The organism is Hippea alviniae EP5-r (genome assembly GCF_000420385.1).
GTDB lineage: Bacteria > Campylobacterota_A > Desulfurellia > Desulfurellales > Hippeaceae > Hippea > Hippea alviniae.
Genome location: NZ_ATUV01000002.1, coordinates 324,550 through 339,970, shown reverse-complemented (window position 1 = coordinate 339,970; position 15,421 = coordinate 324,550). Strand labels below are relative to the sequence as shown.

Genomic DNA, 15,421 nt, shown 5'->3' with positions numbered 1-15,421 from the left:
TTAACCCCTAACCTTCTTTATTTTGACGAAAGCGTTGTTTAAAGCCGCTGCCCCACTAATTCTGTCAACGCCGTCACTACACAGAGATGAGTCAGAAGCTCCTTTCTTATATGCGACTTCAAGGAATTTGGAGATATGTCCAAACCCATGAGCAATAAACACACAATCCCTTCTTATTCTTGCTGTAGGTTTCACTTTTATAGGTTCAGAATCAACACCAGTTTCAAGACTATGAAGAACAACCTTATCGTGTTCTTTGAGTCCGAGCTTTCTGGCTTCTTCTTCGTTTATCCACAACTCGTTCTCTGGATATATTTCTGCAAGCATCTTGTTGTTTTGGGTTCTTGCATGAGTATGCATAGGTACCCTTCCAAATAACAATCTATAAGCTCCACTCTCTTTCGGCTGAACAGGTGGAACATATTTGGGCAATGGATAGTAATACTCATCCTTCTTCTCTTCGTAAAACTTGGCAAGCTTCGTGGAGTAAAGCTCAACCTTTTTAGAAGGCGTTTTAAATTTAAGCTCTTCTCCTGCAGCCTGGGGGAAAGGTTGCGTGCCTTCAAACACCACAACACCTTTTTCTTTAAGCTCTTTTCGTTGCTCTTCTGGTAACTCTTTCAATATCTCTTCTATTCTCCCTTCGACGCTCTTTTCAAAATATTTACCGTGACCCAATCTTTCTGCTATGCCCTTTGCTATATCCCATGCACCCTTCGTATCAAACAGTGGTTTTACAGCAGGTTCTCTTATTGCGATAAACGGATAAGCATCTTTCTGAATGTGTGGCAAGTCGTATCTCTCAAGATAAACAGATTCAGGCAATATAACATCTGCATACATACTGATGTCGTTTGGTATTATGTCTATATCAACTATAAAGTCAAGGTTAGGTATAACTTCTTCAACGAGCTTGTTCTTACCTATGGAAGAAGAGCCTATTGGATTTGTCCCATAAAGAAGCCAAGCCTTGATAGGATAAGGCTTTTGCATCCTTGTTGCTTCTATCATTCCATTTTCTCTTCCCAAGCTTTTTGGAGCAAGCGGGAATAATGTTCCTGCTCCATCAGCTCTCTCATCGGTTGGCTTTGGCGGCTCCCCTTCTTTTGGTTCTCTAAACTCTATCTCCCTAACATCACATTCGCCTCTGTTGTATTCTGCTAATATATAGGCATACTTGCTTCTTACCCATATACCGCCTGGAACACCCCAATTTCCTGCAAGCGCGTTAAGTATGGCTATAGCCCTTGATGTTTGAGTATCGTTGCCATACCTTGAGAATCGTCTTGGCGGAACAGCAACAACATTAGGAGCGTATTTTGCAAATTCCCAAGCAACTGTTTCTATCGTTGTTGCGTCTATACCAGTCTCTTTCTCTGCCCACTCTGGCGTATATTGTTTAACATGTTCTGCAAGCTGACTAAAACCAAAGCAATACTTATTGACGAAATCCATATTAACCAGCCCATCTCTTATCATTACATGTATAATACCTAAAATAAGAGCAAGGTCTGTTCCCGGTCTTACAGGAAGCCATCTATAGGCTTTTGCAGCAGTTTCAGAAAATCTTGGGTCGCAGTAAACTAATTTCGCCCCTCTTGCTAAAGCTTCCGTCACATCTTCTGCTTCCCTTACTTGCAAAGCACCAAGCAGGTTTCTTCCGAAAGAGATTATATATTTTGAGTTTTTAAAATCGAAAGTCGAGTGCCCTGAAACACCAGTTCCATAAGTTAAAACCCAACCTACTTCTCTTGAACCCATACATTGAGAGTAAGCTGGTATAACAACATTAGGTGTTCCTATGGCATGAGAAAGAATAATAAATGGCTCTTCTCCCGTTCCGTGCAAGAAGCTTGCAACGCTTTTTGCACCATACTTGCTGGTTATCTCTTTAAGCTTATTAGCTACATAGTCAAACGCTTCATCCCAGCTTGCTTTTTTAAACTTTCCTTCCCCTCTTTTCCCAACCCTTATAAGCGGATATTTGAGCCTGTTAGGGTCGTATAAAGACATAATTCCAGAGTTTCCTTTTGCACAGAGATGTCCTCTGTTGTTTGGATTAAAAGGATTACCTTCAAGTTTGTGAACAACACCGTTTCTTGTATGAGCTATAACGCCGCAATTCCAAAAACACATTTCGCAGTATGTAAAACTCGTTTTTCCTTTGTCGTAATGTGTCATTTTCTCATCATACAGCTCTTTTTTAGATTTAGCAGACGAACTCTTAGAAAACACGCTACCTGCCGCTAAAGCAGAAGTCGTTATAGCAGCAGTTTTTATAAACGCTCTTCTTGTTATTTTAGCCATGGTTTTCCTCCTCTAATCGGAGAATCCGACTTCCTAAAACATACAACAGACCCATAACACCTGCAGCTGAGATAAACAGGCTTATCTCAGCAATCGACGGAAAATAGTGTAAAACTTCAACTTTGTCAAAATATACAGAGTTCTCAGGAATAATCTGGCCTGCAATAACGGCATCGTATCTCATGAAGAATACGCCAACTATCACACAGAAAGCAGCAAAAAGCGACGCCCACAAAGACTTAAACCTTGAAAAAATCAAAACAAAGAAAGGAATTAAAATGCCAACCAATATCTCGAAAAACCAGAAATTAAATGCCATAGAACCCGCAACAAGCTCCTTTACTGCCTGATAGGTCATGGGCTCTCTTCCATAAAGTAGCGCTATCGTTCTCCAGATTTTTGCAAATATAACAGTAAGAAGCACCAAGAATAAAGTTTTCGAGAATATCTTTAATGTTATTTCAAATCTTTCATCAGAGAGCTCTTTTCTACTTATAAACAGAACAATAATCGCAAAGGCAGCTCCAAGACCAACAGCTGAAAGAATAAAGAACATCGGAATAAATGGGCCATGCCAGAACGGCCTTGCCACATTTGCAGAAAAAACAAATCCCATGTTGCTATATGCGCTTATTCCAACAATAAAACCCAGAATACTTGCAATAAAGGTGTATTTTTCCTTATTGGCAAGAAGTAGGAGAACTTCAACTATAAGGATAGGCAACTCCATAGCATACAAAACAGACATCCACCAGATAGGAGAAGTCCAGTGAAATGGAACGATATTTACCACAAATCTCAATATTTGCAATCTAAAAGGTCCACCCAAATCCCAAAAAATTATAAAAAATCCAGCAATCAAGGCACTTAAAGCCATCCACATAATCTTTCTACTTAATACATGAAAATTCTCAAAACCAAACAGATGGCCAAAGGCTGCAAGCAAAGAAAGGCCGGTTGTTATTCCGACAAAAAACGAATAGCCTATAATGAGAAGACCCCAAGAAATCTCGCGCGTTACATTATAGCTTGCTTCCTGACCGTTAAAAAATACCAAAGCCATACCTATGCCACCGACAGCAGCAAGTAACAGATAAAACACGACCCAGCCATCAATGGCAAACTGCTTTTTTAAGATTCGCTGAGACATACTTCCCCCTTCTTAATCTTGTTTAGAAAATTTACAAGTATCGACAAAATTTCCCCGTATATTTTACTTTTATCCTTTACGCACTCATAAAACTTATTCACCCATCCGAGATGTTCTCTAACCATCTTACACGCTTCTTCAAATCTTTTCTCTTCTATAAGAAGCGAAAGAAATCCAATTTCTATAGAGATATGGTCTGGCGGCATCTTAAACTCATCCCTATTGTATCTAAAACCACACCTTTCATAGAATTTTTCAACATTCAAAGCTTCATTACCCATAAGTCTCTTTTTAGACCACCAAGACTCATAAGGCACACACTCAACACCACCAAACTTTACATCAAACATGCTAATATAATGACTTTGCAAGTCACTCAAACTCTTACCTTCCAAGATTTCATCCACCTTATTTGTGGACCCTACAAGAGAAAACAACCTTGCAAACTCATGTTTTATCTCTTCTTCTGGATAATAAAGCAAATCCGCACAAATCCCTAAGGCTTCGGAAAGCTCACTCATGTTTTGCCTTTAAAAAGCCCTTCTCCTGATTAAACAGAAGAAGGGCTTGGTCTTTACTGTTTCTTTCTTATTTCTCTACACCTTTACCCAAGCCAGCAGGAGCACCTTTCTCGATTGGTAAACCAGCCTTTTTCCAAGCAAGAAAACCACCCTTTAAGTTGTAAGCTTTATAGCCGAGCTGAACCATATCGTATGTGGAGATTGAGCCTCTTCCGCCAGTTTTGCAGTAAACGATGTAAGTCTTGGACTTATCCTTGAACCATTTAAGAGCTTTAAAGTCCAGCAATCCTCTTGGAGCCCATATTGCACCAGGAATGTGGCCAGCCTTATACTCTGGCAAGCTTCTTACATCAACAAAGATTGCACCTTTCATCTCTGCTGCCTTCTGCGGTGTTACCTGCTGGATGTGCTGCTTAGCAATCTCCATCTTCTTTTTTGAGACAGGCGTTCCAGCATGAGCACCAAAGCTTGCAGTAAAGATGAACATACAAGCTGCTACCATTGACACAAAAAATCTCTTCATAAAGCACCTCCCTTTACAAGTTTTCATTTTCGGTTTCAATTATATAGAGAGAGAAAATTAATAGATGTGATTTAAATCACATCTTGAATTAAGACCTGTTCGAGCAGTAATCCTGAAGTTTTTTTAAATCCTTTATTACTATCTGTTTTTGACCTATATCCAATATACCTTCTTTTTTTAGGCGCGATAAAATTCTACAGACAGTCTCTCTGCACACACCACTTAGGGATGCTATCTCGTTTTGAGTAAGCGGAATAACACATCTCTCTTCAGCAGTAAACATATAATTGTTATCTGTCAATATGTCGAATATTCTCATTTTTGTATCATTCAGTGCAACATTCTCAAGAATTCTTGACTTTATAAGAAATCTATGAGCCATTATATCGAGAACCTTAGCATAAACATCCGGATATTTCTTAAATATTCTCTCGACATCTTTTTTGTGAATGTAATAGACACTACTTCTTTCCACAGCTCTTACATTAGATATAGCTTTACCAAGAGTAAAAGCAGCAAGACAAAACGGTTCAAAGGGTCTTATATACCAAAGTGTGAATTTCTTACCATTTTCATTATTTTTATAAACTTCAATTCTACCATCTTTAAGTATTAAAAGTTTATCTACAACATCATTTTCTATAAATATTATCTCTCCTTTTATATAATTTTTTATCTTTATATACCTGTCGATTTCTCTTAGAGTCTCATTATTGAGATGAGAGAATATCTCTATATTCTTGATTACTCTTATATCACTCATTTCTTCTAAGCCAAATTATACAAAACAATCCACCGATAATCAATTTATACAAACTTCTGATAATCTGACATATTATGTTACGATAATGATATGATAAATTTACTATTTTGCCGCTCTAATAATAAACTCACACTCTATATTCTGAGACTCTTTACTCTCCTTAAATGTATCATCCATTTCGCAGGCTGAATATTCGAGTCTTAAGAAAAATGTATCATTCATAGGCTTAAAAAATACAAAAGGAATCAAAGCGCTTCTTAATGGGTTATGGATAACTTGAAGTGTCTTGTATCTATCACCAATAAACATTATACCTTCTGTTGCGCCAAGCCCGTATTTGGCAGATATTAAAGCAGATAAACTCTCTGCATGATTAACTTCAACATTCTTCAGATAAAAAATCTCTTTATCCGAGCCGTTGTGTGTTGCAAAAAAGAGCGACTCCCTATCCCATGCATCAGGAATAAATGTTATATTGAATGGGTGAATCCTTGCCAATTTTCTATTTGGAAGCTCAATTTTTATGCCAATCCTTATGGCATCTTTCAGAATACAAACACTTTTTTTGAAAACTATCCCTTTATCCTGCTGTGTATCTTCTATTTTCACAAAATCATCACTCTGCTCAATCACAAACTCAGTTTCACCTAAATTCGTAAATTTATGTTCACCTGGCCTTTCTATAATACTATGAAATGAGAAGAAATCGGCTCCAAGCGAAATATCATCATAATAGCCGTGCTGAATCGTGCCAATTAAAGGCTTATTTGAAATATCCTTAAATACAACACTTTTTGCCGTTAAACCCTTGATTTTGTTAAAAACGCAACCTATACTGTCCGTTTCAATCTCAAGATTAAACCTGTCGTTTTTAACCTTTAAATTTTCAATCTCTTTCAAAGGTAAACTTAATGGCTCAATATAAACAGAAAACTTTTCTTTAAACCTTTCAATCCGTTGCCTAAACCTTTTCCATCTTTTGTCTGTTATGTGCGTTCTAAAATCGCTCGATGCAAAATACAAAAGTTTCTTCCACTCTTCATTGTTTGCATTGCCACTAATCAAGGCTTTTGTAAGCCTAAAGACATCGGTATTAATTTCCAAATCATTTCTACCTGTCAAAGCCCAACGGTTTATGTTGTATTTTTCCTGTTTTTTCACAGGAATAGGTTGCTGAGGCGATTCAAGTCGTATGGCTTTATTAATCACATGTTCAGTTAACTCAGAAGGCAAAACAAACTCAAACTCCTTTTTTTTATCTAAAACACACAGAAGCCTTTTAATCCTATTCCACTCATCATGTTCCACCAAACCTTCCGTTTTATATCTTCCTGGCCTAAAGTTAAAAATCTCAGCATCATTAGCATACAAAGGAAAGAATCTCGGTTTTTCCGAATTGTGCGATGAAATATATTCAACATACTCCTTAAGCGACATCTCTCCGTGTGCATATCGTTGAAACTTCTGAAACGCTATTGAGTCAGCCCAGATGACAGGCAGATTCTTTCTTACTCCTTCAACCATGCAAGGATAGTATCTAATCTCTTTATCCCACTCCTTATGAAACCTATAAGGATTATTCCACTCCATAATAAAAGCTTTGAATCCAAAATCAGCATAAATATCAACAAGTCCTTTAGAATAAGCCATTTCGTTTACAAGAACAATTTTCGGTTTTATCCCTAAAAGACTTTTGTAAACTTCAAGTCCAATCTCCTGGTTTTTTATATTCAAAACCTTTGGCATCAACGGGCCAATAATTTGAGAATAACCACTTGCTACAAACTCAACCCTTTTAAGCTCAACAAGCTTCTTTAACTTATCGATCCAGGATGGCTCAATGGAGTTTATTATTTCAAGCGTCAACCCAGTTGCTTCTATGCCAACAGGCGCAAAATTTTCGGCAATATCAAGCAAAGGAAAATAGCACTTTTTAATTACATCTTTTCTCTGCTCTTCTTCGATTGAAGAATACATAAGATTTAGGTGGAAAATAAGATAAAGATTAAGCATTACTCTATCTCTACAACTGTCTCTTTATAAACTCTATCTATCTTGTTCTCAATTTCTTCTCTTTTATCGGCAACAACTATAAAATAGCCCAATCTTTCTGGGTGAGACTTAACAGGATAGTTTGCAATATCACCTTCCTTAAAATAAAAGCCCTTTGCAACAACATTCTTATCATTTTCCATCCAATCGGGAAACTTAAGCTTTCTTATAATGCCCTTCTTATACGGGAAGATATAACGCAAGCTTACAAATCTTTTAGATTGATACTCCAACACTTTTGTATCAATTTTTTCGCCTAATGCTATCAAAATTGCATATTTTAAAAAATCAACACCCGTATTCATTGGAATTTCAACAGAAGAGAAATGTCCGCCTGACAACCTTAAAGCAACTTCTATAACAAAAATCTTGCCATCTTTTACAACAAGGTCTCCTTTTATAACGCCGTTTTTCACACCAAAGGCTTCGGCACACTTTTTAATCTCTTTATCGATCAATTCTCTTTGACTATCATCCAAATCAGGCGGCAAATCTCCACCGTTTTCTATAATGAAAGGTGAGAACTTTTCCAAAAATTCATAATTTCTTGCTGACAGTCCGATTGTATAAACTCTGCCATCAACAACAAAACTCTCTGAGCTAATCTGCAAGCCATCCAAAAACTGCTCAACTATCAAGTAATCCTTAGAGCAAAAACTCTTCGAAAACTCATAGGTCCATTTTAAATCTGTCTTGTGGGTTAGTCTTAAAACCCCCCTTGCGCCGCTGTTGTCGACAGGTTTCAAAACAACAGGATAACCAAACTCTTTTATTGCTTTCCTAAGTTCTTCAAATGTTTCGATTTTTTTATACTTAGGCAACCTTACGCCATATTTACTCAAAATCTCTTTTGCAAGAAACTTATCTTTTGATAAAGCGGCTTTTTCAAAACTTGTATAAAAAGGCAAACTCCTAATTTCTGCAACCTTTGCTAAAATCTCAGGTATATCAACACCAAATGCTATAACACCATCAATCTTACCCTTATAATTTCTAACAAATCCTTCAACAGCTTCTAAATCCTTTACACTTACCTGATGAAACTCATCAACCAACTTAACACCACAGGATTCGGCATTTGCATCAAGACCGATTGTATATAAACCCATTTCTTTTGCTTTTTTTATGCCAAAAATCTGGTCAGCACCTGTTCCAAGAATGAGAAGGGAATTCATTTACACTCCTACCAACATTTCTTGTAAAATAATTCAACATCATGATAAAACTCAAGGGAACAGAAGAATCTCATTTTACCTAAGCTGTTGTTTAGCCAACAAGCTTCTTTAGGAGTCTGTTCGATGTTCCCTAAGCTCCTATTGGTTGATTTAGCTTTTAAGCTACTCCAAAGCTAAACAGCATTCCACCATTTACATTTATTGCTTGATCGGTTATGCAAGATGCCTTTTCACTTACCAGAAACGAAACAACTGCTACCATACTCTTTATATCTCCAAATTTGTTATATTTCTATAAAACCACACCCTTTCTTTGAGAAACCTATCTCTTCTATCTTTTTTCCTATACTTTTGTACCAATTTATATAACTTTTATCTGGCAAAATATTGATTCGAGATTCATAGAAAAAATCAATCAATAAATTCTCAACATCATTTTTGTCATTACCATACGCACAAATATATCCCGGGATTTTTGTCGTATCTACATATTTATCAATACTACGTTTGCATTTCTCATTAAACCACAACATCGTTATTTTATCAGAGATCTCAGACGGCCATTGAATATCAATAACTTTGCCTGGCGGAAAAGCTAATACTCTCCATGTAGCATACTTTCTATCTTCACTTTTAAGAAAAGAAATATCTATCTCTTCTTTTGCTAAATAATTAAAATAAAATTTTATAGGATTTATCCCTGAACCAAACGGTAAGGTATTTACTGTTGTAACATTACCATGAAACCTCGCTGAAACTTCTAAAACAAAATATTTTCCATCGTCAGTCCTGATAAAATCCCCTTTGACAGGTCCATGTTTTATTCCTATAGCCCTACATGCCTTATCTAACAAATCATAAACTTTTACAACTTCTCTCTCAGAAATATTTGCTGGATCATATCCTCCTATCGGCAGAAAATTCGGAAGAGGTGTAATAAATTTTTCTAGAACGCCACAGGGATAAAAAATTTCATCTATATACACTCCATTTACATCTATTTGACGCCCCCTTATAAAAGATTCAACTATAATTTTTCCCAAATCCGTATTATATTCATGGTAAAAATCTTCCATTGTTTCTGTTCTTACAAACCTAACCCCCCTGCTTCCAGAACCTTTTGATGGTTTAATAATCACTTCAGAATTAGACTTAATAAAATCTATTATCTCACTTTTATCATCTGAACATACCCATTTTGGAGTAGGAATGTTGTTTATCTCCCATATTTTTTTCATCCTCTCCTTGTTTAATACATTGTATACAGATTCATTGTCATTGGCTTTTACACCAAAGAAACTGAGAACCCTATTTAATGTCTCTATGCAAAATTCTCCACTACAATACCCCCCAACTATTCTATACTTTCTCTTTATTCTTTCCGAAAACTGCAGATGTGCATCAACATCAGAACCATCAGCTATAAGAACTTCATCAGCAAGACCTAATCCTGGAGCACTTTTATTCTTGTCTGTTAAAATTATTTTCAACCCCAATTCTTTTGCCCACTCTAAAATCCTTAACCCTAATTTTCCAACCCCTATCAAATAAACCGCTTTATCCATTCATTCACCTCGTTTTATTTATTTTGCTACACTCCGAAACTAAATAGCATTCCACCATTCACATTAATCGTTTGACCTGTAATGTAAGCTGCTTTTTCACTTGCTAAAAATGAGACAACTGCCGCCACTTCTTCAGGTTTTGCAACTCTACCAACAGGTATATTTTCGACCTTCTTCTTACCTGCTTCGGTTGTTAGCTCATAAGCAGACATATCAGTCTCAACAAGTCCCGGAGCTACTGCGTTTGATGTTATACCATATCTTGAATAAATCTTTGCGATAGAGTGCGTAAGATTTATCAAAGCTGCCTTTGATGCAGCATAATGGACTTGATTAAAACCACCCCACTGACCGCCGATGGATGTTATGTTTATTATTCTTCCCCATTTCTGCTTTAACATAAAAGGTAAAGTTTCTTGTATAAGCATAAAAGGTCCTTGAAGATTTACCTTCAACATCTTTTCCCAGTCATCGTCTGTTATAGTTTCAAAAGGTTTTTCTTGAGACATAGCCGCATTATTTACAAGAATATCAACTGAACCAAAATATTCTGCAACAGACTTTATTAGCTCTTTAACACTTTCTCTTTCTGATTGCTCAAGATAAAAGCATTTTACACCATAACCTTTTTTGCTTAACTGCTTTTCTAATTCTAAAGCAGATTCTTTGTTTGTTCTGTATGTAAAAGCAACTTTATAACCTTCTTCTGCCAACCTTTTAACTATTGCTTTTCCAATTCCACGACTACCACCAGTTATTAAAGCTGTTCTAAGCATTTTTTTATCTCCGTTTTTATGGCCTTTTCATCTATTTTAAAAACTTCAGCAAGCTCTTTTGGGTCTCCAGACTTACCAAACTTATCCATAATTCCTATTTTTACAACCTTTACAGGTAAACCAAATTCTGCAACAATAGAATCAATCAGAGAACCCAAACCGCCAATTATATTGTGGTCTTCGCAAGTTATTGCAAACTTTTTGCCTTTTAGAATTTCAGCAAAACTATATTTATCCACAGGTTTAAGTGTTGGGACATTAACAACGGATACATTATATTCTTCAGCTGCCTTTAAGGCTCTGTGAGTTTCGATACCTGTTGCAAAAATAACAATACCATCGCCATCTTTCAAAACATTCGGCTCTTTAAATCTAAACTCATAATTGTGCTCATGAATGTTTGGCACAGGGCTTCTTCCCGTTCTCATATAAACAGAACCTTTATAATCTAAGGCAAAATCCAAACATTTTTTTAATTCTATCTCATCGGCGGGCGACAAGACAACAAAATTAGGAATTGCCCTATAAACAGCCAAATCTTCAATAGCTTGATGAGTTGCACCATCCGGCCCAACATCAATTCCAGGATGAGATGCTATAATCTTTACATTAAAATTAGGATAAGCAATTGAATTTCTTGCCTGCTCTATTGCTCTTAAGGATGCAAAAATCGCATAGGTTGAAACTATCGGTATTATCCCAAGCGTTGAAAGTCCTGCAGCTACGCCAAACATGTTTTGCTCTGCGATACCACACTGCACAAATCTATCAGGATATTTATCTCTAAACCAATGCGTAAATGTTCCACCTGCAACATCGGCATCAAGCACAAAAAAATCTTTTCGCCTCTCCGCCAACTCTAATAAATATTTTCCAAACGCTTCTCTTAGTGGTATCACGACTTCAGCTCCTTTAACGCCTGCAACAACTCTTCTTTTGTTAGCCCTCTACTGCCGTGCCATGCAGGATTATTCTCCATAAAAGAAACACCCTTGCCTTTTATGGTATGGGCAATGATGCAGGTTGGCTTACCTTTTACAGATTTTGCCTCCCTAAACGCGTTTCTTATCTGTTCAAAATTATGCCCATCTATCTCAATAACATGCCATCCAAATACTTTCCATTTATCAACCAATGGAGACAAAGCCGTAACATTATCACAGGTATTGTCGCTTTGAAGGTTGTTGTAATCTACAATTGCGACAAGATTGTCAAGCTTATGAAAGGCTCCAAACATTGCACCTTCCCACACTTGACCTTCGTTGCACTCACCATCACCCAAAATAACATAGGTTCTAAATTTTTTATTCAGTCTTTTTGCTCCAAGTGCAATACCTAAAGCAGCAGAAAAACCCTGACCCAAAGAACCAGAAGCAACTTCAATTCCGGGAATGCCAACTTCTGGATGGCCCTGAAGCAGAGCATTAGTTTCTCTAAGTCTCCATAATTCTCTTCTAGATATAAATCCTTTTAGAGCCAAAACAGCATACAAAGCAGGACATGCATGGCCTTTAGACAAAATAAATCTATCCCTTTCAGGGTCATCAGGGCTTTTTATGTTCATTTCTTCAAAGTAAAGATAAGCCAGAATATCAACGACAGATAAAGAACCGCCAGGATGACCAGAACCAGCGTGGTAGATAGACATAAGTAAATGCTTCCTAATTTTATTAGAAATTCCTTTCATTTTTTACCTACCGCTATAATAGATTTAGTTCCACCTTTTATTATTGCCGCTATTTTCCACTTTAAAAAATTAGGCAATTTCCAAAACCAACTTTTTTCAATCAATCCTGGCTCCAGAAAAATAACATCAAAATTGAATAATTCTAATGTGTTTTTTAATGTCTCGGGCGAATAAGGCTTTACATGCGTAGGATCGTTATAAAAATCTTTCCAATCCATTTTCCAATTAGGAGTTCTTATAAAAATAAACCCTCCTTTTTTCAAAACTCTAAATGATTCACTAAGAATATTACTTGGATTTTCTACATGTTCTATGACTGCATTCATTGTAATAAAATCTACACTCTCACTTTCGTGAGGAATAGAATCCTTTTCTATATCAAAGTTAGGATAATCACATGGATAAGAAATTATTTCTATACTCTTGCAATATTCACTAAACCCTTTATCACCGCTTCCTAAATCTATGTTTACGCCTTTCAAATCACAGCCTACTATTTCTTTTATTTAGATATAACGAAACATATTTATCTTTTCCTGACACCTTTTTCTGGCATAGCTCTTTCAAATCCATTTTTAATCCCTACCTTTACTCTTCTCTTTCAAACAAACTTTCAATTCCTACCCCATCAACTATTTTCAATTTCCAATCTAATAACAGAGTAAATTTAATCATCATTACAGAAATATATTCCTTCCTGTCGCTTGGTTCCCACAAATTTCAGGAGCTCTTTCCAACCTTTAAAACAAGCTATTTCATACCTTCCCTTCTGATTACAATCAAAAATAATAGCGCACTTCTTTTTGAGTTTTGTTTTTTCCAAAGGTTTACCTAAAACAAAGTTTATATTCTCCTTAAATAAATTGTATCCATCGAAACATGAAGGTATAAAAACATCAGAAGTGTAATCACCACCTATCTCTCCATGAATTTCATATATTTTGGCATGCTGAAAATCTTTGCTTACTTTCGTAGCTATCTGAAAAAAACCATTCTTTATACTGAGCTCCTCAACAAACTTATGAACAGTCTTCTTTACTGCAAAAGTAAAATCTTCAGGTGGAATATACCAGCCAGCACCAACAAAATCAGGTTTGCCCTTATTTAGCTCTCCTAAGTAGCAAACATGAAAAATTTTTCCATTATTAACAAAATCTATAGAAACAATATCATAGCCAGTTAAATATTCTTCGATGTTAGCCTTTCCATTGTCAGATACTGCTACAGCTTTAGCTATTGCTTCTTTCAGTTCAAACTCATTAAAGCACAACGACATTCCAGCATGTGACTTAATTGTTTTTGACGGCTTAACAAAAACGGGAAATTCAACATCATCCGGTATAGAACCATCACTAATTATTAACTTGGGGGACGGAATGTTCAACTCATTTAGTTTTCTTATTAATAAAGATTTGTCTGTTAAAAGCTTCGCTATTTCTGGAGTTATATATTTCAGGTTAAAATGTTTCGCTATCATGGCAGTAGAGTAAACTGGCATACCTGTTGACCTTGTTAACACACCAGCAAGCCTATCGGCAAAACCATTCTTCTCTATATACTCAATTATGCTCCTAAAATCATAAGAACTTATAGGAGCATAATAGTCTGATATTAAAAACCCTTCGGCATTTTTATTTCTATCGAACGATAAACACTTATAACCTTGCTTACGTATTTCTTTTATTAATGGGATTTGATTCTTACCAGCTCCAACACTCACAATTATGTCTTTTTGGCTTATCATATTTTCCTATACCATTTCAAAAATTCTCTTACCATCTCACACCTTTTAGCCAACACCCTACACCCTTCTTCATTCTCTTTCGTATGTCCCACACAATACACAGGCACATTTAAATAAATCAACTCATAAACACTTACACCAAATGTGGCAATTGCCACATCGCCTTTTAACAATTTAGTCGGATGATACGGCTCAATCTTAAAATTCTCTGGCAAGTCTAATTTTTCTAATCTCTCACGATGCTTAAACGAATCACCAATTAAAATCAAAACTTCTTTGTCGGTATTTTTAATTTTATCAATTATATCAAACAGCATCCCTTTTGGGTCTGAGCCGCCTGTTGTAATAACAATCTTATTTATCTTTTCGGGTAGCTTTTCTTTCGGCTTTAACTTCAAAATTTCCCTATTTATCAAAACCCAATTCCAGCCCCATTCTATATTCTTAAACCCTGCATACTTTTTGGGTTGGAAGTGAGCATTGGGTACGATGATTTTATCAACAACTCTGTAATTTTCGCAAACATGATCAATTATGACTATTTTTGTTGACTTTTGCCATTTTAGCAATGAACTTTTTGAATAACACTGCTTTTCATCAATAACAAGCGTATTTGGTTTATATTTCTCAATCAAATAATCAACAAATCTCTCATCGTTATCGAACCGATTAACTTCAAACTCAAACCCTTCATCTTTTAATCGTTTTTTTGCATAATCGAAATCGTTTATAGCAAACAATACATCTCTTTGCTCTTCTTTTATAAAGCTTGCAAGTGTTATCATCCGAGACAGATGACCAAGACCCACATCTTCAGACGCTTTAAGCTTTAAAACTACACTATTACCCAAAAGTTTACAGTAATTGTCTTTTATAACTTTCAAATCCATTTTAAACATAATCCATCTCCACGCTCATATTTCTTTTAGCAAGATGCATTCCTTATAAACAATAAATTCGACACCGTCATTTAACTGTTGACTACATTAACCAATTTTACTATATTTTAACAAAAGGGTATAAAGCCAACTTTTTTGTCTTGCTCAACGATTTTAAGCTATTTTCCGGGTTGGTTCGTCGGGCTTTTTATCCATGTCAGCCAGGTTGCTCAGATTCAACAATATAGGATATGAAAAACGGCAATGTCTTTGCAGCTTC

General features: G+C 36.0%; 14 protein-coding genes. All 14 read right to left on the bottom strand.

Annotated features, from left to right (window positions below):
* Positions 1 to 2,307: a molybdopterin-containing oxidoreductase family protein gene (locus tag G415_RS0108490; protein ID WP_022671257.1), complete on the bottom strand. Its 2,307-nt coding sequence runs from the start codon at positions 2,305 to 2,307 to the stop codon at positions 1 to 3.
* Complete coding sequence (gene nrfD, locus G415_RS0108485) at positions 2,300 to 3,457, bottom strand: NrfD/PsrC family molybdoenzyme membrane anchor subunit (protein WP_022671255.1); 1,158 nt, start codon at positions 3,455 to 3,457, stop codon at positions 2,300 to 2,302. The genes G415_RS0108490 and nrfD overlap by 8 nt, the downstream gene beginning before the upstream one ends.
* Positions 3,439 to 3,978: a TorD/DmsD family molecular chaperone gene (locus G415_RS0108480; protein ID WP_022671254.1), complete on the bottom strand. Its 540-nt coding sequence runs from the start codon at positions 3,976 to 3,978 to the stop codon at positions 3,439 to 3,441. The genes nrfD and G415_RS0108480 overlap by 19 nt, the downstream gene beginning before the upstream one ends.
* 67 nt (positions 3,979 to 4,045) lie before the next feature.
* Entirely contained in the window at positions 4,046 to 4,501 is a 456-nt protein-coding gene (locus G415_RS10365) for a rhodanese-like domain-containing protein (RefSeq protein ID WP_022671253.1), read from the bottom strand.
* 88 nt (positions 4,502 to 4,589) lie between these two features.
* The gene (locus tag G415_RS0108470; protein ID WP_022671252.1) at positions 4,590 to 5,264 is read right to left on the bottom strand and encodes a Crp/Fnr family transcriptional regulator; all 675 of its coding nucleotides are present in this window, start codon (positions 5,262 to 5,264) and stop codon (positions 4,590 to 4,592) included.
* 102 nt (positions 5,265 to 5,366) lie between these two features.
* The gene (locus tag G415_RS10360) at positions 5,367 to 7,277 is read right to left on the bottom strand and encodes a glycoside hydrolase family 57 (protein WP_022671251.1); all 1,911 of its coding nucleotides are present in this window, start codon (positions 7,275 to 7,277) and stop codon (positions 5,367 to 5,369) included.
* Positions 7,277 to 8,491 carry an ATP-grasp domain-containing protein gene (locus G415_RS0108460; RefSeq protein WP_022671250.1) on the bottom strand — a complete coding sequence of 405 codons (1,215 nt, stop codon included), beginning with the start codon at positions 8,489 to 8,491 and terminating at the stop codon, positions 7,277 to 7,279. Before G415_RS0108460 ends, G415_RS10360 begins: the two co-directional genes overlap by 1 nt.
* 284 nt (positions 8,492 to 8,775) lie before the next feature.
* Entirely contained in the window at positions 8,776 to 10,056 is a 1,281-nt protein-coding gene (locus G415_RS0108450; protein WP_022671248.1) for an ATP-grasp domain-containing protein, read from the bottom strand.
* Positions 10,057 to 10,082: 26 nt separating this feature from the next.
* Complete coding sequence (locus tag G415_RS0108445; RefSeq protein ID WP_022671247.1) at positions 10,083 to 10,832, bottom strand: SDR family NAD(P)-dependent oxidoreductase; 750 nt, start codon at positions 10,830 to 10,832, stop codon at positions 10,083 to 10,085.
* The gene (locus G415_RS0108440) at positions 10,814 to 11,731 is read right to left on the bottom strand and encodes a transketolase family protein (protein ID WP_022671246.1); all 918 of its coding nucleotides are present in this window, start codon (positions 11,729 to 11,731) and stop codon (positions 10,814 to 10,816) included. Before G415_RS0108440 ends, G415_RS0108445 begins: the two co-directional genes overlap by 19 nt.
* Positions 11,728 to 12,519, bottom strand: a complete 792-nt coding sequence (locus tag G415_RS0108435; RefSeq protein ID WP_022671245.1) for a transketolase — start codon at positions 12,517 to 12,519, stop codon at positions 11,728 to 11,730. Before G415_RS0108435 ends, G415_RS0108440 begins: the two co-directional genes overlap by 4 nt.
* Entirely contained in the window at positions 12,516 to 13,001 is a 486-nt protein-coding gene (locus G415_RS10880; RefSeq protein WP_022671244.1) for a class I SAM-dependent methyltransferase, read from the bottom strand. Before G415_RS10880 ends, G415_RS0108435 begins: the two co-directional genes overlap by 4 nt.
* 185 nt (positions 13,002 to 13,186) lie before the next feature.
* Entirely contained in the window at positions 13,187 to 14,263 is a 1,077-nt protein-coding gene (locus G415_RS0108420) for an ATP-grasp domain-containing protein (protein ID WP_022671241.1), read from the bottom strand.
* Positions 14,260 to 15,162, bottom strand: a complete 903-nt coding sequence (locus tag G415_RS0108415) for a hypothetical protein (RefSeq protein WP_022671240.1) — start codon at positions 15,160 to 15,162, stop codon at positions 14,260 to 14,262. The genes G415_RS0108420 and G415_RS0108415 overlap by 4 nt, the downstream gene beginning before the upstream one ends.
* Between the last annotated feature and the right edge of the window lie 259 nt (positions 15,163 to 15,421).

What these genes read in the sequence shown, in the direction of transcription:
- G415_RS0108490 (WP_022671257.1), bottom strand. Translation starts at nt 2,307, where the DNA reads ATGGCTAAAATAACAAGAAGAGCGTTTATAAAAACTGCTGCTATAACG.
- nrfD (WP_022671255.1), bottom strand. Translation starts at nt 3,457, where the DNA reads ATGTCTCAGCGAATCTTAAAAAAGCAGTTTGCCATTGATGGCTGGGTC.
- G415_RS0108480 (WP_022671254.1), bottom strand. Translation starts at nt 3,978, where the DNA reads ATGAGTGAGCTTTCCGAAGCCTTAGGGATTTGTGCGGATTTGCTTTAT.
- G415_RS10365 (WP_022671253.1), bottom strand. Translation starts at nt 4,501, where the DNA reads ATGAAGAGATTTTTTGTGTCAATGGTAGCAGCTTGTATGTTCATCTTT.
- G415_RS0108470 (WP_022671252.1), bottom strand. Translation starts at nt 5,264, where the DNA reads ATGAGTGATATAAGAGTAATCAAGAATATAGAGATATTCTCTCATCTC.
- G415_RS10360 (WP_022671251.1), bottom strand. Translation starts at nt 7,277, where the DNA reads ATGCTTAATCTTTATCTTATTTTCCACCTAAATCTTATGTATTCTTCA.
- G415_RS0108460 (WP_022671250.1), bottom strand. Translation starts at nt 8,491, where the DNA reads ATGAATTCCCTTCTCATTCTTGGAACAGGTGCTGACCAGATTTTTGGC.
- G415_RS0108450 (WP_022671248.1), bottom strand. Translation starts at nt 10,056, where the DNA reads ATGGATAAAGCGGTTTATTTGATAGGGGTTGGAAAATTAGGGTTAAGG.
- G415_RS0108445 (WP_022671247.1), bottom strand. Translation starts at nt 10,832, where the DNA reads ATGCTTAGAACAGCTTTAATAACTGGTGGTAGTCGTGGAATTGGAAAA.
- G415_RS0108435 (WP_022671245.1), bottom strand. Translation starts at nt 12,519, where the DNA reads ATGAAAGGAATTTCTAATAAAATTAGGAAGCATTTACTTATGTCTATC.
- G415_RS0108420 (WP_022671241.1), bottom strand. Translation starts at nt 14,263, where the DNA reads ATGATAAGCCAAAAAGACATAATTGTGAGTGTTGGAGCTGGTAAGAAT.
- G415_RS0108415 (WP_022671240.1), bottom strand. Translation starts at nt 15,162, where the DNA reads ATGTTTAAAATGGATTTGAAAGTTATAAAAGACAATTACTGTAAACTT.